The sequence below is a fragment of the Moorella sp. E306M genome, assembly GCF_006538385.1.
Classification (GTDB): domain Bacteria; phylum Bacillota; class DSM-521; order Neomoorellales; family Neomoorellaceae; genus Neomoorella.
Genome location: NZ_BJKO01000001.1, coordinates 2,862,943 through 2,883,182, shown reverse-complemented (window position 1 = coordinate 2,883,182; position 20,240 = coordinate 2,862,943). Strand labels below are relative to the sequence as shown.

Annotated in this window: 20 protein-coding genes and 2 tRNA genes; 8 read left to right on the top strand and 14 right to left on the bottom strand. The window is 53.4% G+C overall.

Features of this window, described 5'->3' with window-relative positions; translation table 11 throughout:
* Window position 1 precedes the first annotated feature (1 nt).
* Window positions 2–1,297 (top strand): aminotransferase class I/II-fold pyridoxal phosphate-dependent enzyme, encoded by a 1,296-nt coding sequence (locus FLZ89_RS14930; RefSeq protein ID WP_141305219.1) that lies wholly within the window; start codon window positions 2–4, stop codon window positions 1,295–1,297.
* Here FLZ89_RS14930 and lexA read toward each other — a convergent pair.
* From lexA to FLZ89_RS16340, 3 genes are all read right to left on the bottom strand, one after another.
* Complete coding sequence (lexA, locus tag FLZ89_RS14925) at window positions 1,279–1,899, bottom strand: transcriptional repressor LexA (RefSeq protein ID WP_141264407.1); 621 nt, start codon at window positions 1,897–1,899, stop codon at window positions 1,279–1,281. The two genes, FLZ89_RS14930 and lexA, sit on opposite strands and share 19 nt — an antisense overlap.
* Window positions 1,900–2,241: 342 nt before the next feature.
* Window positions 2,242–2,649: a (2Fe-2S)-binding protein gene (locus FLZ89_RS14920; RefSeq protein WP_141305218.1), complete on the bottom strand. Its 408-nt coding sequence runs from the start codon at window positions 2,647–2,649 to the stop codon at window positions 2,242–2,244.
* A 93-nt stretch (window positions 2,650–2,742) separates the two neighbouring features.
* Window positions 2,743–2,877, bottom strand: a complete 135-nt coding sequence (locus FLZ89_RS16340; RefSeq protein ID WP_256369526.1) for a hypothetical protein — start codon at window positions 2,875–2,877, stop codon at window positions 2,743–2,745.
* A 182-nt stretch (window positions 2,878–3,059) separates the two neighbouring features.
* Between FLZ89_RS16340 and FLZ89_RS15825 the strand changes: the two genes are divergently transcribed.
* Entirely contained in the window at window positions 3,060–3,212 is a 153-nt protein-coding gene (locus FLZ89_RS15825; RefSeq protein WP_157049505.1) for a hypothetical protein, read from the top strand.
* Window positions 3,213–3,487: 275 nt separating this feature from the next.
* Window positions 3,488–4,300, top strand: a complete 813-nt coding sequence (locus FLZ89_RS14915; RefSeq protein WP_141305217.1) for a Dam family site-specific DNA-(adenine-N6)-methyltransferase — start codon at window positions 3,488–3,490, stop codon at window positions 4,298–4,300.
* A 156-nt stretch (window positions 4,301–4,456) separates the two neighbouring features.
* On the opposite strand, the gene FLZ89_RS14910 is transcribed toward FLZ89_RS14915, so the two are convergent.
* The 3 genes from FLZ89_RS14910 to FLZ89_RS14900 form a co-directional block, all read right to left on the bottom strand.
* A tRNA-Glu gene (locus tag FLZ89_RS14910) sits at window positions 4,457–4,532 on the bottom strand.
* A gap of 15 nt (window positions 4,533–4,547) precedes the next feature.
* Complete coding sequence (locus FLZ89_RS14905) at window positions 4,548–5,411, bottom strand: deoxyribonuclease IV (protein WP_253256510.1); 864 nt, start codon at window positions 5,409–5,411, stop codon at window positions 4,548–4,550.
* 30 nt (window positions 5,412–5,441) lie between these two features.
* The gene (locus FLZ89_RS14900) at window positions 5,442–6,317 is read right to left on the bottom strand and encodes a DMT family transporter (protein ID WP_141305216.1); all 876 of its coding nucleotides are present in this window, start codon (window positions 6,315–6,317) and stop codon (window positions 5,442–5,444) included.
* Window positions 6,318–6,463: 146 nt separating this feature from the next.
* On the opposite strand from FLZ89_RS14900, the gene FLZ89_RS14895 reads away from it, so the two are divergent.
* The 3 genes from FLZ89_RS14895 (at window position 6,464) to FLZ89_RS14885 (ending at window position 8,826) form a co-directional block, all read left to right on the top strand.
* Window positions 6,464–7,321 (top strand): basic amino acid ABC transporter substrate-binding protein, encoded by an 858-nt coding sequence (locus tag FLZ89_RS14895; RefSeq protein ID WP_141305215.1) that lies wholly within the window; start codon window positions 6,464–6,466, stop codon window positions 7,319–7,321.
* Window positions 7,322–7,403: 82 nt separating this feature from the next.
* Window positions 7,404–8,117, top strand: a complete 714-nt coding sequence (locus tag FLZ89_RS14890; protein WP_141264413.1) for an amino acid ABC transporter permease — start codon at window positions 7,404–7,406, stop codon at window positions 8,115–8,117.
* On the top strand, window positions 8,104–8,826 hold the full coding sequence (locus tag FLZ89_RS14885; RefSeq protein ID WP_172613736.1) for an amino acid ABC transporter ATP-binding protein: 723 nt from the start codon (window positions 8,104–8,106) through the stop codon (window positions 8,824–8,826). Before FLZ89_RS14890 ends, FLZ89_RS14885 begins: the two co-directional genes overlap by 14 nt.
* A gap of 94 nt (window positions 8,827–8,920) precedes the next feature.
* On the opposite strand, the gene FLZ89_RS14880 is transcribed toward FLZ89_RS14885, so the two are convergent.
* The 3 genes from FLZ89_RS14880 to FLZ89_RS14870 form a co-directional block, all read right to left on the bottom strand.
* Entirely contained in the window at window positions 8,921–9,526 is a 606-nt protein-coding gene (locus tag FLZ89_RS14880) for a hypothetical protein (RefSeq protein ID WP_141264415.1), read from the bottom strand.
* An 81-nt stretch (window positions 9,527–9,607) separates the two neighbouring features.
* Window positions 9,608–11,020: a sensor histidine kinase gene (locus tag FLZ89_RS14875; RefSeq protein WP_141305214.1), complete on the bottom strand. Its 1,413-nt coding sequence runs from the start codon at window positions 11,018–11,020 to the stop codon at window positions 9,608–9,610.
* The gene (locus FLZ89_RS14870) at window positions 11,017–11,697 is read right to left on the bottom strand and encodes a response regulator transcription factor (protein ID WP_141264417.1); all 681 of its coding nucleotides are present in this window, start codon (window positions 11,695–11,697) and stop codon (window positions 11,017–11,019) included. Before FLZ89_RS14870 ends, FLZ89_RS14875 begins: the two co-directional genes overlap by 4 nt.
* A 256-nt stretch (window positions 11,698–11,953) precedes the next feature.
* Between FLZ89_RS14870 and FLZ89_RS14865 the strand changes: the two genes are divergently transcribed.
* Window positions 11,954–12,027: transfer RNA gene (locus tag FLZ89_RS14865), tRNA-Gln, on the top strand.
* Between the two features lie 82 nt (window positions 12,028–12,109).
* Here the strand turns inward: FLZ89_RS14865 and gltX are convergent.
* The 3 genes from gltX to FLZ89_RS14850 are packed head-to-tail and all read right to left on the bottom strand — an operon-like array spanning window position 12,110 to window position 15,263.
* Window positions 12,110–13,582 carry a glutamate--tRNA ligase gene (gene gltX / locus FLZ89_RS14860; protein ID WP_141264418.1) on the bottom strand — a complete coding sequence of 491 codons (1,473 nt, stop codon included), beginning with the start codon at window positions 13,580–13,582 and terminating at the stop codon, window positions 12,110–12,112.
* A 35-nt stretch (window positions 13,583–13,617) separates the two neighbouring features.
* On the bottom strand, window positions 13,618–14,751 hold the full coding sequence (locus tag FLZ89_RS14855; protein WP_141305213.1) for a glycosyltransferase family 4 protein: 1,134 nt from the start codon (window positions 14,749–14,751) through the stop codon (window positions 13,618–13,620).
* Window positions 14,752–14,795: 44 nt separating this feature from the next.
* Window positions 14,796–15,263: an HAD family hydrolase gene (locus tag FLZ89_RS14850; protein ID WP_141305212.1), complete on the bottom strand. Its 468-nt coding sequence runs from the start codon at window positions 15,261–15,263 to the stop codon at window positions 14,796–14,798.
* Window positions 15,264–15,375: 112 nt separating this feature from the next.
* On the opposite strand from FLZ89_RS14850, the gene FLZ89_RS14845 reads away from it, so the two are divergent.
* A complete protein-coding gene (locus FLZ89_RS14845; protein ID WP_141264421.1) occupies window positions 15,376–16,020 on the top strand; it encodes a CBS and ACT domain-containing protein in 645 nt (214 codons plus the stop codon).
* 3 nt (window positions 16,021–16,023) lie between these two features.
* On the opposite strand, the gene FLZ89_RS14840 is transcribed toward FLZ89_RS14845, so the two are convergent.
* Entirely contained in the window at window positions 16,024–19,440 is a 3,417-nt protein-coding gene (locus tag FLZ89_RS14840; RefSeq protein WP_141305211.1) for an LAGLIDADG family homing endonuclease, read from the bottom strand.
* A gap of 73 nt (window positions 19,441–19,513) precedes the next feature.
* On the bottom strand, window positions 19,514–20,218 hold the full coding sequence (locus FLZ89_RS14835; RefSeq protein WP_141264423.1) for a two-component system sensor histidine kinase NtrB: 705 nt from the start codon (window positions 20,216–20,218) through the stop codon (window positions 19,514–19,516).
* Between the last annotated feature and the right edge of the window lie 22 nt (window positions 20,219–20,240).

Below are 20,240 nucleotides of genomic sequence, written 5' to 3'. Positions count from 1 at the left end.
ATTGGACTGGTACAAAGATATATCCAGGTTTTTTCCCGTTGCCCCCTGGCTGGTAGAGAAGCTAGAGGAAGCCGAAAATAATAGCCGGGAAGCAATCGCGGCCGTAAATGCCGTCAGTGACCGGAACCACTTCAAGGTCCTCCGGGCCTTTCAAAAACACGAGGTAAACGAGTACCATTTCCAGGATTCTACGGGATATGGCTACGGCGACCTGGGGCGTTCCACCCTGGAGCGGCTTTTTGCCAGCATTTTTGGCGGCAATGCCGCGCTGGTTCGCCCGCAGATTGTTTCCGGCACCCACGCCCTGACCCTGGCTTTAAGCGCCCTCCTGCGACCAGGAGACACCTTGCTCTCCGCCTGTGGGCGCCCCTACGATACCCTGGCTACGGTCATCGGCCTTGTCCCACGGGTTGCAGGAAGCTTAAGAGAATGGGGGATAAAATACGCCGAAGTGGCCCTGGACACCAGGGGCCGGCCTGACTTGGTTAAAATCGGCGAAGCGGTAACCAGCCTCAGGCCCCGCCTGTGCCTTATCCAGCGTTCCCGGGGCTATAGCTTACGTCCTTCCCTGGGTATTGAGGAGATTGCCCGGATTGTCGGCACCATTAAAGAGGCCAACCGGGAAAGCGTCTGCCTGGTAGATAACTGTTACGGGGAGTTAGTAGAGGATAAGGAGCCGGGCGAGGTGGGCGCCGATCTGGTGGTAGGTTCTTTAATTAAAAACCCCGGCGGCGGCCTGGCGCCGGGGGGCGGGTACATAGTGGGCCGGGAAGACCTGGTAGAGGTGGTGGCGGCGCGCCTTACCGCCCCCGGCCTCGGTGGTGAGCTGGGGGCCTTTACTGAGAAACGCCTTTACTACCAGGGCTTATACCTGGCGCCCCTGGTGGTCAGGGAAGCCCTAACGGGAGCCATCGTCGCGGCTGCCTTTTTCCGGGACCTGGGCTTTAACGTTGATCCCCTGCCCGGGGAACGGCGGCGGGATATCGTCCAGTGTATTATCCTGGAGAAAAAGGAAGCATTACTGGCCTTTTGCCAGGGACTGCAAAGGGGTTCCCCGGTAGAGGCAGGTACGCTGCCGGAACCGGCCCTTTTGCCCGGTTATAAGGACGAGGTCATTATGGCCGGGGGCACCTTTATCCAGGGGTCTTCCATTGAACTCAGCGCCGACGGTCCCTTAAGGCCGCCCTATGCCGTTTTTCTCCAGGGGGGACAGACCTATCCCTATACCCGCATCGCCCTCCTCATGGCAGCCCAGGAATTGATAAACCGGGGTTTGCTTCAAGAGAAACGGCGGTAAAGGCCGATGACTTTACCCAGAATGCTTACTTCCCGGGTTTTGATGGGCTGCAGGCGGCTGTTGGCGGGAACCAGTTCTATATGGTCTTCATAGCGGTAGAAATATTTAACGGTAGCTTCGTCGCCGAGGAGAGCAACGACAATATCCCCGTTTTCGGCTCTGTCCTGGGGCCTGACGATGAGGTAATCGCCCTCCAGGATACCCGCTTCGATCATGCTGTCGCCCTGGACCTGGAGCATAAAAGCGTCTTCACTACCAGCAAGTTCGGAGGAGAGAGGAAAGACTTCTTCGATATTTTCTACGGCCAGAATGGGCTGCCCGGCGGTAATTTTGCCCAGCAAGGGGATGGAAACTATATTTCTGGATGTATGGGGTAGTCCCGGGTGGGGGGTAAGGATTTCAATGGCCCGGGAACGGGTGGGATCGCGGCGGATGTAACCCTTTTTCTCCAGCCGGTTTAAATGACCGTGAACGGTAGAACTGGAACGTAGCCCGGTAGCCCGGCAAATGTCCCGCACTGTAGGTGGGTAACCGTGCACTTCGATAAAATGGCGGATATAGTTAAGGACCATTTCCTGCCGGGGCGTTAAATCGGATGACACCCTCAATCCCTCCTGGATCAAGCTCTAACTTATCCTAACATATTTTTATCCTGTAAACAACCGTTCGATATATAAAAATAAATATTTGCTGCTATTTGGATGGAGCCCTTTACAAAGCTGAGGGGCAGCCGGTAGTTGACAGCTCAAAGATGAGCAGGGTAAATGAGGGAGGCGGTATGGTTTAAGAAACTATAACTTCCTATAATAATTATTATGTAAACTAATGAGGGGGCTTGCAGGATGAGCAATGAGAATAACAAATAAACCGGTGCCTGGACCGGTTTATTTGTCAGCACGCATAGCTAATCCCCGGGCAATCACCGATTGCACCGCCGGGCCACATCAGGTTCCGGCGGGGTTTTGGGTAAGGCAGTCATGACCGGCGTTGGCACCCGTATGTTCCCGGATGTCCTTTAAACTGTGGCAGCATTGCCGGGTTACTATGTGAGCCAATATCTCATTATCCGTAACGTTATTACAGTAGCAGATTATCCGGGGCGATTCTTCTTTAAACCAGACCGGTACGCGGACATTTTCCTTGGTAAAAACGGTGCCGTTGTCGCCGTAGTAGACAACGTTACATGATGATGACAGGCATAAATTGTACTGGATAGCCTTTAAAGATGCCGCTGCTGGCGTATTAAGTAAACTAGCTACCGTTATATCCGGTACTTTTTGCCCCCTTGTACCACAAACCGGGCAAGCCGTAGTAGCTTCCCTGCCTTTACCACCGCAAACTTCATGCGTCATTATGAGTACTCCCTTTCTTTTATGTATTAAAAAAGCTGGCCCGTTTATCCCGGGTAAAGTCCGGGACCAGCTATATTTATTATACTCCCCGCATTATTTATTTTCCGGGCCCCGTTCGGGGTCGATTATAACCTGGTTGCCGCGGATATGATGAAGCTCCCTCGCCCTTACTTTTGAACGGCGGTCCTGATTGGGGCCATTACGGCTGAGTTTATAACGCCTGGGCATCTCTTTCCCCCCTTTGCTAATTATTGAGTAAAAGATGGGCCTTGGAACTATGAAGGAATACCTATCGCTAGTTTATGTACCTTACCTTGCCTCTACGCAGGCAATTCCCGGTATTATGTTAATGAAATAGAGAATAGACACTGCTCTCAGGTATGATAATAAGCTTAAAGGGGGGATTTCAGGTGTTCCGAGCCCGTTTTACCATGGGGTCGCGCCCTCAGCGGCGCGGCTGGCCCTGGTGGCTCACCTTACTGGCTTACCCCATGGGCCTGCTGGATGGTTACTTGTTAAGTATATGGTTGCGACGACGCCAGCAACAAGAACCAGCCGGCTAGCCGGGGGCTAAGCCCCCTCCTTTTCTAAGTTTTACCGATTTTTTTCACCCCACTTCCGGTTCTTATACCGGAGCGGGACGGTCGACAATAGAGGCAGAGTCTGACTGCATGAGGGTATTTATAACCTCGCAGCTTTTGAAGCTATCTACGGCAGTTCAGGATTTGCCCTGCCTGATTGTGCCGGAGCAAAATAAGATTTAGCAATATACCAACAAATACGCAACCAATGCGACCTGTGCTATTATATAAGTAAGCTCAAGGAGGTGTCTCCGTTAGTGCGCCCTTTTCTTAAGTGGCCGGGCGGCAAGTACCGGATCGTCAACGCGATCAGGGCCAGGTTGCCTAAAGGCAAACGCCTGGTGGAGCCCTTCGCCGGGTCCGGCGCGGTCTTCCTTAACACCGACTACCCGGCCTACTGGCTGAGTGACAGCAATGCCGACCTCATCAACCTCTACCGCACGCTCCAGTCCCAGGGGGAAGAATTTATCCGCTACTGCCGCTCCTTCTTCGTCCCGGAGAATAACACGCCGGAAAGGTACTACGAACTGCGGGAAACCTTCAATAACACGAAAGACGTCGTGCTGAAGTCGGCCCTGCTGGTCTACCTTAACCGTCACGGCTACAACGGGCTGGTCCGCTACAACGCGCAAGGTAGCTATAACGTGCCTTTCGGCCAGTATAGAAGGCCCTACTTCCCGGAAGCCGAGATGAGGTACTTCTACCAGAAGTCGCGGGATGCTGAGTTTACTGTGGCTGATTTCACCGAGGTTATGGCCGCGGCCCGACCCGGGGACGTCTTCTACTGCGACCCTCCCTACGTGCCGCTTTCCGAGACCGCCAACTTCACTACCTACAGCGCCGGTGGCTTTTCCATGGACCAGCAGGCGGAGCTGGCCCGGCTTGCTATAGAGCTTTCGCAGGCGGGCATACCGGTCCTCATCTCCAACCATGAGACTGAGTTTACCAACAAAGCCTATCAATCGGCCAGTATAACCAGGATCCAGGTCCAGCGGTCCATCAGCTGTGATGGGAATAACCGTGGCAAGGCCGGTGAAGTGCTGGCCCTTTTCGAGGGGGCAAGGCTATGACTTAGATTGGATATGCCAATGACTCGCGCCTTTTGCTTGTCCCGCCATGGAAAATTAGAACTGACCTCGACAATTTTGCCCACGAAAATAGCCCCCTTCTAGCGTTACCGCTCTCTTTTAGGGGGCTAATCCGGCTGAAGCCTCGATTTTAAGGAATGGTAGCCCTACGGGGATTCGAACCCCGGTTACCGCCGTGAGAGGGCGGCGTCCTAGGCCACTAGACGATAGGGCCTCAACCCGGTATTTATTATAGCACAGATTCCCATGAGCCGTCAAGACATAGTTTTTGCACCAGGGCAATTTCAGACCCGTATTCTTTATAGTTGCTTACCGGGGTTTCTAAAAGCATGGTTAACTTACGAAGAAAAGGATCATTGACAATAGCAGCTATCCCCTGCTCCCCCAGTTCTCCCCTGCCGATACCGGCATGGCGATCCCGGTGACTGCCCAGGGGTACCAGGGAATCGTTTAAATGCATGACCCTGATCCGCTCCAGACCGATCTCTGCTTCTAACTCTTTTACCAGTTGCCGGCAGCCTGATGGGGTTCGCAGGTCCCACCCGGCGGCGAATAGATGGGCCGAGTCCAGGCAAACACCCACCCTATCCGGCCAGTTCAGGCCCGCCAGGATGTAACGCAAATCCTCAAGGGAACCTAATTCTTTTCCCTGACCGGCCATAGTTTCCAGTAAAAGCGTTGGGACCGGACCGGGGATACTTAAATAGGACTCTTTGATCACCTGGATAATCCTCTCCAAAGCGGCCTCGCGGTCGCCTTCGTAATGGCCGGGGTGAGTGATCAGGTATTCGCCCCCGATAGCAGCCACCCTCAAGGTGTCATCATGAAGTACCATACGGGCAAATTCCTGCTGCCTGCCTGGCACAGCTCCCAGGTTGACGGTATAGGGCAGGTGGCCGGCAATGGGATAGAGGCCGGCCCTTTGTCTGGCCTCCTGCCAGGTGGCTATTTCTGAAGGGGGGATTTCCCTGGCCGCGCCGCCGCGGGGGTTGCGGGTGAAATACTGGAAGGTATTGGCCTTTATCTCTGCGGCCATAGTTACGGTTTTCGGCAATCCCTTTGCTATGGAAAGGTGGGCTCCTAGGCGCAGCATTTTCATACCTTCCTCCGGGTCTAATGATTATCACATTTTTCGAAACTGGACATTGTTATTATCCTCAATCTCCGCCAGGAGCATGCCGGCCAGGATGAACAGGCAACCGGCCCCCTGGCGCCAGGTAAGGGTCTCCTGGCCCCAGCGATAGGCTGCCAGGGCGGCAAAAACGGGTTCCATGGTGAAGATAATGGCTGTATGGGCGGCGGTGGTAAACTGCTGGACTTTGTTTTGAATGAGGTAGGCCAGGGAGGTGGCCGGCAGGGCTGTAAGCAGGAACGCCTGCCAGACGGCGGGAGTAAACCTGGCCGGTAACCTTTCACCGGGGAGGGCCAGCAAAAAAGCAACTACGGCAACGGTGCCCAGCTGCACGCCGGTAAAGAGCAAGGAGTTATGGCGGCTGGCATAACGCTCTACCAGTAAAATCTGGCCGGCAAAACAAAGGGCGCCCAGGAGGACCAGAAAATCACCGGGATTAAAGGCTAAACCCGCATTTAAAGTCAGGAGAGCCAGGCCAATGGTTGCGGCAAAGGCACCGGTTATGGTGAAGGTACCTGGTAAGTTATGGTAGAAAATAGCGCTTAACAGGGGTACGAGGACTACCGATAAACCGGTGATAAAACCGGCGCCGGCTGCTGATGTAAACTTTAGGCCCAGGGTTTGAAAGATATAACCCCCACTTAAAAAAAGGCCCACCAGGCTGCCGTTAACCAAGGTAAACCGGTCAATGGCAAACCAGTGCCGCCAGGCTACAAGGGCTAAAAAAATAAAGGCCAGCAGGAAGCGCAGGGCGACAAAATATAAAGGCCCGATACCGGTTAAAGCCCGCTGCACGGCTACAAAAGTAGTTCCCCAGATAAAGGTTACCAGTAAAAGGGCGGTATCAGCCAGGAGCTGTTTTGGCAATGCAACTCACCGATTTTATTATCCATTTCCAGCGATAACCTGTCAAGAATTCACCTACCGCGGCAGGATTTTTATTAATTAAAGCGAATAAATATTAGATTGTTGCCCGGTGGCAAGTGATAATTTGTATAAGGAGGAAAAAGTTCATGAAGGCGTGGCAAAAGATATTTAGCTTACTGGTGCTGGTGTTTTTAGTCGCTGGCCTGGCCGGCTGCGGCAGCGGCGCTTCCCAGGAAAAAGGTCCTGATACACAAACCAAGCCAGCCGCTTCCGGTACCAGCACCTCCAGCAGGCCCAAATATTCTGTAGCTCTGGAAGCTACCTTTGCGCCCTTTGAATTCCGGGATATGAAGACGGGTGAATTTACCGGTTTCGATGTCGACCTGATCAAGGCCATCGGCCAGGTAGCCGGCTTTGATGTGGAAATTAAAGAGATGGGCTTTGATGGTATAATTACGGCCCTACAGACCAACAACGTCGACCTGGCCATCTCCGGGATCAGCATTGATGATGAGCGTAAGAAAGCGGTAGATTTTTCCCTCCCCTACTACCAGTCGGGACTGGTGGTGGCGGTAAAGGCGGATAACAATACCATCAAGGGCTTTGATGATTTAAAGGGCAAAAAGATTGCCGTCCAGATCGGTACCACCGGTGCCAAAGAAGCGAAAAAGATCCCCGGGGCCAAAGTCACTGAACTGGATAAAGTACCGGATGTCTTCCTGGAACTGAAAAATGGCGGTGTCGACGCTGTGGTAAATGACCTGCCTGTTACCGCCTATTACATCCAGCAGGGCAATAAAGATATCAAGATTGTTGGCGATGTAAGGTCGGCTGAGTACTACGGTATTGCCGTTCCCAAAGGTAAACCGGAAGTCTTGCATAAGATCAATGACGGCTTAAAGGCCCTTAAGGCCAGTGGCCAGTATGCTGAGATTTATAAGAAGTGGTTCGGCCAAGAGCCGCCTGCTTTCCTGCCCGGCGAACCGCCGCAGCAGAAACAATAAGTTCCTGGGAATCAAACAGTATGCGTAACACCGTCCGGTGTTACGCATACTGCTGTTCCGGGTCTAGTGAGGTGAAATTTTTTTGGGCTTAGTTATCCAATCCCTGCCCTATTTATTGCTGGGGGCCGTGCAAACTTTAAAGATAACCCTGGTTGCCGTTTCATTAGGGTGCGTTTTCGGGCTTATTGCCGGGTTGGGTCGCCTCTCCCGCCGGCGGCTGACCAGTTTTCTGGCTACGTGTTATGTTGATTTTTTCCGGGGTACGCCTTTACTGGTCCAGATCTTTATTGTGTATTATGGCTTTCCCCAGTTACTGAATGAAGGGCAACAGTTTTTAATGACCCACTTTGGCTTGCCCCAGCTCTTACAAACCACCCACATCCCTGTCTTTGTGGCTGCTACGGTATCTACCAGCCTGAATAGCGGCGCCTATGTGGCCGAGATTTTCCGGGCCGGTATTCAATCCATTGAAAGAGGCCAGGTGGAGGCGGCCCGTTCCCTGGGCATGACGGAAAGGCAGACCATGCGGTATATCGTCCTGCCCCAGGCCTTCAAGAGAGTTATTCCACCTTTAGGTAATGAATTTATCGCTATGCTCAAGGATACCTCTCTTCTCTCCGTTATCGGTTACGTGGAATTGACCCGCCATGGGCAGCTGATTAGCGCCGCTACCTTCAGACCTCTTGAGGTCTACTTTGCGGTGGCCCTTATTTATTTAGTTATGACCTTTACCATCTCCCGCCTGGTGGATTATCTGGAAAGGAGGCTGAGGACCGGTGACCATGATCGAGGTTAGGGACCTCCACAAGAGTTTCGGCTCCCTGGAAGTTTTGCGTGGGATTAACTGTACAATTGCCCCCAGAGAGGTTGTAGTCGTCATCGGTCCCAGCGGCTCCGGGAAAAGCACCTTTCTCCGCTGTCTCAACTTACTGGAAATACCCACCCGGGGGGAGATCATTATTGACGGCATCTCTCTGACGGATCCCCGGACCGATATTAATGCCGTGCGGCAGGAAGTAGGTATGGTCTTCCAGCGCTTTAATCTTTTTCCCCATAAGACGGTGCTGGAGAATATAACCCTGGCACCTATTAAGGTGCGCCGCCTGCCAGCTGCCCAGGCTGAAAAACTGGCCCGGGAACTGTTGGCCAGGGTGGGTTTAAGCGATAAAGCCGATTCTTACCCCGAACAGCTCTCGGGAGGCCAGCAGCAGCGGGTAGCCATTGCCCGCGCCCTGGCCATGCAGCCCAAGGTAATGCTCTTTGATGAACCCACCTCGGCCCTGGACCCGGAAATGGTCGGCGAGGTACTGGCAGTAATGAAAGATCTGGCCCGGGAGGGCATGACCATGGTGGTTGTAACCCATGAAATGGGTTTTGCCCGGGAAGTAGGCGACCGGGTGTTCTTTATGGATGGGGGTTTGATTGTTGAAGAAGGAACACCGGACCAGATCTTTAATAATTGCCAGAACCCGCGCACCAGGGCGTTCCTGAGTAAAATTCTTTGATATTTTAACTTTGAACATGCAAAAAAAGCCACCGCCGGAAATACCGTGGTGGCTTTAAAGTTTATCTATGGCTAGAGGAGGTGTGAGAGGAACGCTAACGGGGCTGCTTGTGCTGGAAAAATTTGCTCAGGTCCATTTGCTCTAGATTGTTTAAAATTTTATCGGCCTTATCGCGTGTCAGCTTGCCGCTGGCTACAGCCTGATCTAATTGGGTTTTAGCTTCATTAATTAACTTTTCTTTAAGCTGGGCCAGGGTCAGGCCCTTTTCCGTTGCTATTTGCTCCAGGGTTTTGCCAGCCTGGATTTCCTGGCGCAACTCCTGCGGCGTAATTCCCAGGGCGGTGGCGATTTCGTCGCCAAATTTGTATCCCCAACCGTGGGCGGGCCGCTTAAAACCGCCAAACCCGGGCCAGTACCCCTCTTCCAGGGCTTTTTGCAGCTTCTGGGCTTTGTCGCTGTCGATTAAACCGGACGCCTGGGCGGCTTCCACAGCCTGCTGCCCGGCGTTTTTCATGGCTTCCTGAAGCCGGCTTACATCTATCCCCAGGTTAGCAGCCAGCTTTTCCAGGTAGAGCTGTTTCAGGCTGGCCCCGGGCTGGGAAGAAGGATTGGCCTGGGCCATGGCCACACCGGCAGCAACCAGGCTTATGACCAGCACCAGGATTAAAACCAGGCTGAAGCGCTTTTTGATTTTAGTCAAGATTTCACCTCCTTCCTGGAGTTTATTTTATCCACTTCTGTTAAGAAAAAGATGAAATTAACCTGAGAAAATGATAAGAAATTATATGGCCTTTAACAACGGGAGGATAACCATGAAAGTGGTGCCCTCCCCTACCCTGCTTTCTACCTTGATCTCCCCCTGGTGTTGCTCGACAATCCAGCGGGCTATGGCCAGCCCCAGGCCGGTACCGCCGCTGCTCCGGGTGGCGTCGGCGCGGTAAAAACGTTCAAAAATGTGCTCCAGATCCTCAGGAGCAATGCCGGGACCGGTATCTTTCACCTGGATTATCAGTTTTTCATGTTCAACTGCTGCCGCCAACTCGATCCTGCCTCCGGCAGGAGTATATTTAAAAGCGTTGTCCAGCAAGATAAAGAGCAGCTGCTTTAAATAATCCCGGTTGCCCAGAACCTGCTGTCCGGTGAGGCTTTCAAGGCCCCTGGCTGTAAAAGTTGCCTCGCCCAGCAGGGGAGCCTGGCGGACTATTTCCTGTAAAAGCCCGGCTATTTCCAGGGGCTCGCGTTTGATTTCCAGCCCGGCGTCCGCCCGGGCCAGGGTGAGGAGATCATTGACCAGGCGGCTCATGCGTTCAGCTTCGCTGGCAATATCGGCCAGGGCTTCTTCCTGGGTGGCCATGTCGGCACCCTTCATTTTGCGCAATAAATCGATGTTGCCGCGAATGGTAGTCAGGGGAGTACGCAGTTCATGGGAAGCATCGGCGACAAAGCGGCGCTGGGCGCTGTAGGCTTCCTCCAGCCGGGTGTAGGCTCTTTGCAGGCGCCCCAGCATGGCATTAAAGGTAGCCGCCAGCCGGCCGATCTCGTCCATGGGGCCATGGTAGGGGACGCGCTGGGCCAGGTCCCTTCCCTCCCCTATTTGGGCCGCTACCTGGGTCAGGCGCTCAATGGGCCTGAGGGCTGCCCGGGCCAGGATATATCCCAGGATGGTGGCAATCAAAACAGCAACCAGGCCCAGGAAGATAAGTACCCGCCGCAGGTCACTCAAGGTTTTTTTTACGGGACTGAGGAGACGGGCTACCTGCAGTATGCCCACCGGCTGGCCCTTGAGCATAAGAGGAACATTATAAATCCTTAAGGGGTAATTATCAATAGACTCCGTGGTAAAGAAATCAATTCCCTGGTGGGCCTGGATTAAGGTTTGGGGTCCTACGGGCAGGGTCTGGCGACCTAGATTGCTGGATCTGGTAACGACAAAGCCCTCGCTATCGACTACTTGCAAAAAGATATCGGGTGCAGCAAAAACATTGACATCGGGCAGGGTGATGCGCTGCTGGCGCAGGAAATTGCTTTCAACTTTTATAGAACTGATAACCTCCTTGGCACGGAAGGCCAGGGAACGATCAATGGCGCTGGTTAGATAGCGGCCCATGAGAATATAGACCAGGCTTCCCAGAACGAGAAAGGTGAGGGTCAGGATAACAGTGACTAAAAGGGTTAGACGCCAGCGCAGGGTCATGGCTGTTGCTCCTTAAGGACGTAGCCCACCCCGCGGACCGTCTGGATGAGGCGCGGTTCGCCCCCGGCTTCCAACTTGGAACGTAAATAACCAATGTAAACTTCCAGGACGTTGGATTCGCCGCTGAAATCATAACCCCAGATGCGAGTCATGAGTTCGTCGCGGGTAAGGACCCGGAGGGGATTTTGCAGGAAATAAGCCAGGAGTTCATATTCCTTGGCCGTGAGGGTGAAGGTGCGTCCTCCCCTTTTTCCCTCCCGGGTGGCAGTATTTAAGGATAAATCGCTGTACTGGAGGATTTCTGCCTCTTTGCCCCGCGACCGTCGCCGCAGGAGGGCGCGGATGCGAGCGAGCAGTTCTTCCAGGGCGAAGGGTTTAACCAGGTAGTCGTCGGCTCCGGTATCCAGGCCCAGGACCCGGTCGGCGGTATCATCCCGAGCCGTCAGCATGAGGATGGGAATATCACTGTGGGCCCGCAACTGCCGGCATACGGCCAGACCGTCAATGCCGGGCAGCATGATATCAAGGATAATGAGATCGGGCTGGCTGGCCGCCAGGGCCAGGGCCTGATGCCCGTTGCTGGCGACTTCTACCTCATAACCTTCGTAGGTCAGAGCCCTTTTTAGCATGGAGGTTATTTTGGCGTCGTCATCAACAACCAGGATGCGGGTCCGCAAAAGTATCACCCCTCAAGTTGTTTCAAATATAACGCGGGGTTAAAATACTGTCAAGGGTAGCGGCCCGTGTTTTATGCCGACCGGGAGGGCGCCCTGCCCTTCGTCGAAGGGGCCAGCAACTTATGCTCGCGCTAAGTTGTCTATAGAGTTAGATTGCTGTAACTTACAGGTTGGCCTGAAACCCCAAAAATGAATCCGGGTACGCTTGACTTTAACATAGTTTTGTGCTAATATACATGTTGCGCGGAAAAAACGATGCGGGATGGTGTAGCGGTAGCACCCATGACTCTGGATCATGTTGCCCAGGTTCGAATCCTGGTCCCGCAGCCAGAATTTAATCCCCTTTCCAGATGGAAAGGGGATTTTACTTATTTGGGGGCCAGTATGCTAATACTGGCCCCCTGCCCTTTTTCTAACCCAGGTTTTCCCGGATCCACCTGGAAGCCCGGGACAGGCGCTCGAGGACGGTTTCCCTACCCAGGAGTTCCAGAATTTCAAAGAGGCCGGGGCCCATAGTGCGGCCGGTGACAGCCAGGCGGGTGGGATGGAAAAGCTGCCCCGTACTTATTTCCTTCCTTTCTGCCAGGGTGCGGTAGGCCTCTTCTGCTGCCGCGGCGGTAAATTGGGGTAAAGCTGCTAGCTCTTCCCTGGCTTCATCCAGCAATGCGGCTACCCCTGGTTTGCTGAAGTACTTGCGGACACCCTTTTCCTCATAGGAGGTTACATCGGTAAAGAAGTAACTGGCGGCATCGGCCACTTCGGCCAAGGTCTTAACCCGGTCGCGGACGGCAGCGATGACAGCCCGGACATGGTCATAGTCCTCCTCCGGTAACGGGTCAGGAAGGAGCCCTTTAGCCTGTAAAAAGGGGATGGCCAGGCGGGTAATCCGGTCGAGATCACCCTCTCGCAAGTAGTGACCATTAATCCAGGTTAACTTTTTGGTATCATATATTGCCGCATTTTTAGAAACCCGCTCTAGAGAAAAACTGGCAACCATCTTTTCCAGGGGAATAATTTCTTCTTCGCCTTCAGGAGACCACCCCAGCAGGGCTAGATAGTTAATAATCGCTTCCGGCAGGTAACCCTCATCACGGTATTCTTCTACCGAAGTAGCACCGTGGCGTTTACTTAACTTGCTGCGGTCGGGGGCGAGGATCATGGGTACATGGGCAAAGGCCGGCATCTCATAACCCAATGCTTCATAAACAAGTATCTGTTTGGGAGTATTGGAGAGGTGCTCCTCTGCCCGGATGATATGGCTGATTTGCATTAAGTGATCATCAACCACGGTGGCAAAATTATAGGTTGGCATGCCATTGGATTTAACAATGATGAAATCATCGATAGTATCATTCTCAAAGGTAACTTCACCGCGAACAATATCCCTGACCGTCGTTGTCCCTTGGTCGGGGATCGCCAGGCGAATAACCGGCTGCCTACCCTCCTTCTCCAGGCGGGTACGATCTTCCGGCGTAAGATAACGGCAGCGGCGGTCGTACATGGGGGGGCGACCTTCGGCCTGGGCAATCTTACGCCGGGCGGCGAGTTCTTCCACGGTACAGTAGCAGAGGTAGGCTTTACCTTCATTTAACAGGCGTGCTGCTTCCCGGCGGTAAAACTCCAGCCGCTGGGACTGAAGATATGGTCCATAAGGGCCTCCCTTTTCAGGGCCTTCGTCCCAGTCCAGGCCCAGCCAGCGCATGGCAGCCAGGATTTCCCGGTAGGAAATATCCGTTGAACGTTCCATATCGGTATCGTCAATACGCAAGATAAAGGCACCGCCATGGTGCCGGGCAAAAAGCCAGTTAAACAATGCTGTACGGGCCCCGCCGATATGTAAGCTGCCGGTGGGGCTGGGGGCAAAACGGACACGAACCTTCGACAAACGACAACACTCCTATCATAATATCTTTACTAAATTTAACGTAATAATAATTGATACTGGGCCTCCAGGCGGCGGGCCATGGCTGCTGCTGCAAAGGCTGCGGCATTTTGACGGGCCTGTTCGCCCATCTGCCGCCGGAGGCTTAAATCCTTAACTAATTGCAACACACAGGCGCTAAAGGTATTTATATCTAACGAAGTTAAAAAACCATCTTTTTCATTGACAACCATTTCCTCGACACCGTAGGCCTTAACGGCTACTACCGGCAGGCCGGCAGCCTTGGCTTCCGCGATTACCAGTCCCTGGGTTTCGGTGACTGAAGCAAAAATAAACAAGTCGGCCCCCGCATAGACGGCCGGCATTTGTTCAAAGGGAAAAGACCCAGCAAAGGTGACGGCCTGGTTGATTCCTAAAGAACGGGCCTGGCTTTGCAGAGTTTCCTTTAAGGGGCCGCTGCCCACCAGAACTAGGCGGGTATCCGGTACCTGCTGGTGTACAAAAGCAAAGGCCTGCAGGATAAAGGTGATGTTTTTTTCCTTACCCAGGCGCCCGACATGGAGGAGAATGATTTCCTCCGGTGGCAGCTGTAGGTATTTGCGCAACCAGGTGGAATCGAGGTTTTGAAAGCGGTCCAGTTCAATACCAGTGGGGATACTAACCACCGGTACTTTGACGCCGTTTTCCCGTAAGTAAGCGGTAATAACCTCTGTCGGTGTAATTACCAGCTGGCAACGGTTACAAAAAGATACGGTATAATGGCGGACTGCTTTGCGCATCAGCCTGGGTGCCAGGGGAAAATAGTGCACATATTCTTCATAAAGGGTGTGATAAGTGGCCACCAGCGGTAACCCCAGCTGCCTGGCCATCCGTGCCCCCAGTTGCCCCATTAAAAAAGGGGAATGTACATGGATAAGGTCAATCCTTAACTCCCGCAAGACCCGGGGTAAAGCCGGCGCCACCGGGATGGCCAGGGCAAATTCTTTAAAGGTTGGTGCCCTTAGTGAATGGAAACGGTAGATATCTTTTTCGGGCCTGGAGTTACCATAGCTGGGAGCAAAAATGGATACCCGGTGCCCCAGGCGCCGTAGTTCATTACTGAAGGTGACAATGGATCTGACTACCCCGCTGGTATATGGCAAATAACTATCTGTAAAAATACCTATATGCAACTTTAAGCCGCCTTTCTTCAGGTGGCATTATCCTTATTATATCACTACGGTCGCAGGGTAGCTACTACCCGCTGGGGTTTTAAGAGGAAATCAAGGGCGTCCAGGATATCGGTGAAAACCATGTCCGCCTGTTGCATGGCCTGGAAGGCGGCTCCTTCGGGTCCTAAAACCAGCAAACCCAAGGCGGCCCGGCCGAGCATCTGAGCATCATTGACGCCATTGCCAATGGCAGCTGTATGTTCTGCTCCTAATTCCGTAATTATCCGTTCCTTATCCGGCCCGCCGGCCTGGCTGTCGACTTTTGTTAATACCACCGGCAAGTTCCGGCAGGCGGCGGCAGCTGTGCCGAAGGTATCAGCCGTCAGGATATAAACCTTAAGCCTTTCCGCCAGGGACTGCAGGCGCCCTGCCACCCCCGGCAGGAGCTGGCCGTCGCAGGCAATGGTACCGTTAAAGTCCAGGACAACCTGGTGAATTTCTATCCTGCGTCCGGGTACTTCATAAATTAGCATGTGCTTTCCCCTGCCAAAAATATTTATAATGTTCTTCCTGCTTGCCGGCAGGATTTATAAAAGGGTAAACGAAATAAAATTAATTAGACATTAACAAAGGAGGTTAGCCGGGATGTTTGTCCGCGACCATATGACTCCCAATCCCATTACAGTTACCAGGGAGACTTCCGTCCTGGATGCCCTCGAGCTAATGAAGAAGCATAAAATCCGGCGCTTACCTGTGGTCCAGGATGGACGGCTGGTAGGGTTGGTTACTGAACGGGATATCTTGAGGGTTTCTCCTTCCCCGGCTTCAACTCTCAGCGCCTTTGAAGTTAATTACCTGGTAGCCAAGATGACGGTTAAAGATGCCATGATTAAACGCCCTATTACCGTTCCTCCGGATATGACCATTGAAGAGGCGGCTCTTTTGATGCGGGAGCATAAAATCGACAACCTCCTGGTCATGGAAAAGGAAAAGCTCGTCGGTATTATTACCCAGACCGACCTCTTTGAGGCCTTGATTAAACTCTTCGGCCTGCGGCGCCCGGGTGTGAGGGTTACCCTGGAAGTAGAAGACCGCATTGGCGTCCTGGCTAACATTGCCCGGCGGGTAGCAGACGCCGGCATCAATATTATTAACGTTGCCAACCGCCATAAAGACGATGTCCATACCTATGTCGTCCTGCGGCTGGCAACGGATGATGTCAGCGCTCTCTTACCCGCTCTGGAAGCCGAAGGCTACCGGGCAATTCACGTGAGTTCTTACAACGGCTAAAATTTAACCGCATTTACTGAAGCCACAACTGCAGGTGACACAGCCTTCCTGGAAATGGAGGTTAGAACCGCACTCCGGGCAGATGCCTTTCTGGATGAGTTCGGCTTCTTCAGCCGGGCTTAAAGGCTGGAAACTGGGCTGCTGGTTTTCAATGGTAGCGCTAATCTCGGCCAGGGCGCGGGCGCTGAAATCAGATGGTAGTTGGTAAGAACCGTGGTCGTGCCAATTTTTTAGCTCCTGGGCTAGGACGCGGCCGATGATGTCCGGGCAGGATTTACCGACTATACTTTTATCGGTGGCCCGGCGCCGTAAGAAATTGGGGCAGCTTACCGAGGTGAGTTGGTCAATAATGGCCTCCGGGGCAATATTGGCCCGCAGGGCCAGGGAAATCAGCCGGCTGACACCTTCGGTAAAACCGCTGCAGCCGCCGGAAGAGCCGGTGGTGATAAAGGTTTCGATTAAACCCTCCTGGTCATAATTGACGGTGATATACATTTTACCGCAGCCCGTCTTAACCTGCTCGGTAACACCGCAGGTACGTTTCGGCCGCGGCCGGGGATGGGTTTTCTGGCTGGAGGGAATTTTGGTAGCAATATTTTTGGTGCCGCTGACAAGCACTTCCTGTTCCCGGCTGCCGGAACGGTAAACTGTCACCCCTTTACAACCTAGCTGGTAGGCCAGCTCGTAAACCCGGCGCACATCTTCCCTCGTGGCGCTGGGCGGGAAATTAACTGTTTTGGAGACGGCATTATCGGTACTGGCCTGGAAGGCGGCCTGCATGCGGATGTGCCACTCCGGGGCGATTTCCAGGGCTGTGGTAAAGACCCGGCGCATATCCGGCGGGATCTGCTTGATATCATGGATACTTGTCCCAGCGGCAATTTGCTGGAAAATTAACCTGGCCTCGTTCGGGGCAAAGTTTTCTTCTATATAAGCCCGGAAAACAGGGTTAACTTCAATAAGACTTTCGCCATCAAGAACGTTTTTAGTATAGGCCAGGGCGAAAACCGGTTCTATCCCTGAACTGGTACCGGCAATCATGCTGATGGTACCGGTAGGGGCAATGGTGGTGCAGGTGGCATTACGGAGCTTCTGCCCCCGGTAAATGCTCCTGTCGATATTGGGAAAGCTGCCCCGCTCTTCCGCAAGTTTCCGGGAAGCCTGGCGGGCTTCTTTTTGAATAAAGGCCATGACTCTGCGGCCCAGCTCCACTGCTTCTTCTGTATCATAAGGAATCCGGAGCAAGAAAAGCATATCGGCCCAGCCCATGACTCCCAGGCCGATTTTCCGGTTACCCATGACCATGGCCTTTATCTTTTCGAGGGGGAATTCATTGATCTCAATAACGTTGTCCAGGAAGCGTACCGACCAGTAAACTGTTTCCGCAAGCCTCTTCCAGTCTACGCCGCCCTCCCGGACCATATTGGCCAGGTTCAGGGAGCCAAGGTTACAGGCTTCATAAGGTAAGAGAGGCTGTTCCCCGCAGTTATGGGCGTAGATGCCGTTGGCGTCGAAGGCGTTGATGCCGGGAACCTGGACGTCATATACGTCTTCGATCCCGTCATCTTCGATGGCAAGGACCGTGGCTGTAAAGCGCTCACGATTCATTCCTCGCCGGTAAGACGCAAGGAGTGAATTTAATTTCCTAGCCTTGTCGACATCGCCAAAGCCGATCCGCTCGGCGAAAAAGGCCAGGTTATCCCCGCTGATGACTAGCTCATGCTGGGCCTTGATCTCATACTCCCGGGTACCTCCTTTACCATCGGGCAAGGGCCGGCTACCGGCCGGACGCCGTTCTGCATAAATGGTACTGACAATGCCCAGGCGAAGGAGCATGCGCTGTACCGTGCGCAGGAGATCAAGGTTGCTCTGGGCCAGGCGGATGCTAACGCCCTTTTGCTGGCTCCCCTGGACCGAGGCATCGCAGTCAAACAGACCCCGTAGGAAGCCCCGGTAGCCGTCTGACGAAGCACGTTCGATTGCCGGGGTAACGGTCTTGACACCGGGCCCCATACCCATCCGCCCGGCTAGCATTTTCAGACTGGCTGACTTGAGGCGGAATTCGTCGCGCCCTTTAACGGCCATCCAGCCGGTAAAGTCGGAACGGTGGGGTAATGCTCTGGCGTAGCTTAAAGCCAGCTTCATGACTGAGGCTGTACCGTCTTCTGCCTGCAGGTCGCCAACTGCCTTCTCCCTGGCCCAGACGGAAAGAATAGCGCTGTCCTTCTTGAGGACGCCGTCACCGACCAGGAGACCAAGGAGGTAACCTTCACCTTCCGTCAGTTCGCCAGGCCACCCTGCCAGGGGGCGGTGGTTATGCAGGAGAATCTGGTCGCCGGGCTTCAGCTCTTTGACCGGGACCCATTCGGAAGCAATACGGTAGCGCGTCCGTTCAACCACGCGCAGCACCCGGTGGTCAGCGGTGAGCCGGACACTGTATCCTTCCCGGGTGTGCAGGCTGACGACCGGCTTTGTCGCCGTCTTGAAGAAGCCTTCTTTATCTGTGGCGTAGGGCCGGCCGTTGACTACTGCTGTAAAGGGGCGGCCCACCAGTTCCCATACCTGGCGCGGGCCTTCACTTGTAGTCACCCAGGTATCGCCAGTCACGCAAGGGTTGGTGGCTTCTATCTCTCCCAGTTCAGGAGTGGGATTATCTTCATTCAAACGGTCCAGGAAAATGATGCCCGGTTCGCCGTTGGCCCAGGCATGGTTTACGATTTCCTCGAATACCTGCTGCGCTTTCAGCTTCTGGTATACTTTACCGTCAAATTTTAGCTCATAGTAATCGTCCCGGGCCAGGGCTTCCATGAATTCCTTTGTCAGGCCCACGGAGATGTTGAAGTTGGTCAGTTCATTGTTATTTTCCTTGCAGCTGATAAATTCCAGGATATCGGGGTGATCCACCCGTAAAATTCCCATATTGGCCCCCCGCCTGGTCCCTCCCTGCTTGATGGCCTCGGTGGCGGCATTGAAAACCTTCATAAAGGATACGGGTCCGGAGGCCACCCCGCCGGTAGAGCGTACGGGGCTGTTTTTCGGCCGCAGGCGGGAAAAGGAAAAGCCCGTCCCCCCGCCGCTTTTATGAATCAGGGCCGCGTCTTTAACCGCGGTAAAGATGGCCTCCATACTGTCGTCCACCGGCAGGACAAAGCAGGCCGACAGCTGGCCCAGCTCCCGGCCGGCGTTCATCAGGGTGGGGCTGTTGGGTAAAAAGTCCCAGCTGGTCATAAGCTGGTAAAAACGCTCGGTATATTCCTCCACTTTTTCCTCTGTTAATGAGGGGTTAAAAATTTTTTCCGCCCCGGCTACGGCCCTGGCCACCCGGCGGAACATCTCCTCCGGTGTTTCTACGGGGACACCATTTTCTTTCTTCAGGTAACGTTTTTCGAGAATTATGCGGGCATTGTTCGTTAATTTCATTTTGTCACCATCCATATATTGACATAAAAGAAAGTTATCTACATAGTTATCCACTTTATCCACTGGTTCCAGTTTAAGTTACAGGCAGGTAAATGCTGAAACAACTTCCCTCCCCTACTTTGCTTGTAACTTCTATTTTACCACCATGGCTGGCAACGATACGGTTGCTTAGGGTCAGTCCCAGACCGGTGCCGTTTTCCTTGGTGGTATAAAAGGGTTCAAAGATCAATTTCAGTTGTTCCGGGGGAATTCCCGGGCCATTATCTTGAATGGTAGTGACGACCTGGCCGGCAGGCGCATCCAGGTAAGAAGCTACAATTACCTCGCCTCCTGGACCGGCCGCCTGGATGGCATTGGAAGTGAGATTGAGAATGACCTGTTTCATCTGGCCGGGATCCAGGCATAAAAGGGGCAGCTCTGGTGCCAGGTGCTGGACCAGTTTTACCTCATGCATTATAGCTTCCTGCTCGGCCAGGAGCAGGGCTTCGGCCACCAGCTGGCCAAAAGGAGTTATCTGCAACTGGGGCTGGGAAGGCTTGGAAAGAGATAGGAACTCCTTAATAATATTATTGATGCGATCGAGTTCGTCAAACATGATGGCAAAATATTCTTGCTCGAGGGCTTGGGGGTCAAATTTAGTTTGTAAGAGTTGTAAAAAACCGCGAATGGAAGTTAGAGGATTGCGGATTTCATGGGCCATACCGGCAGCCAGTTCACCGACAATGGCCAGTTTTTCTGTTAAATATTCCCGGTCCTCTTCAGGAAAAGAATAAGCCACTACCCTCTCACCTCCGGCCATA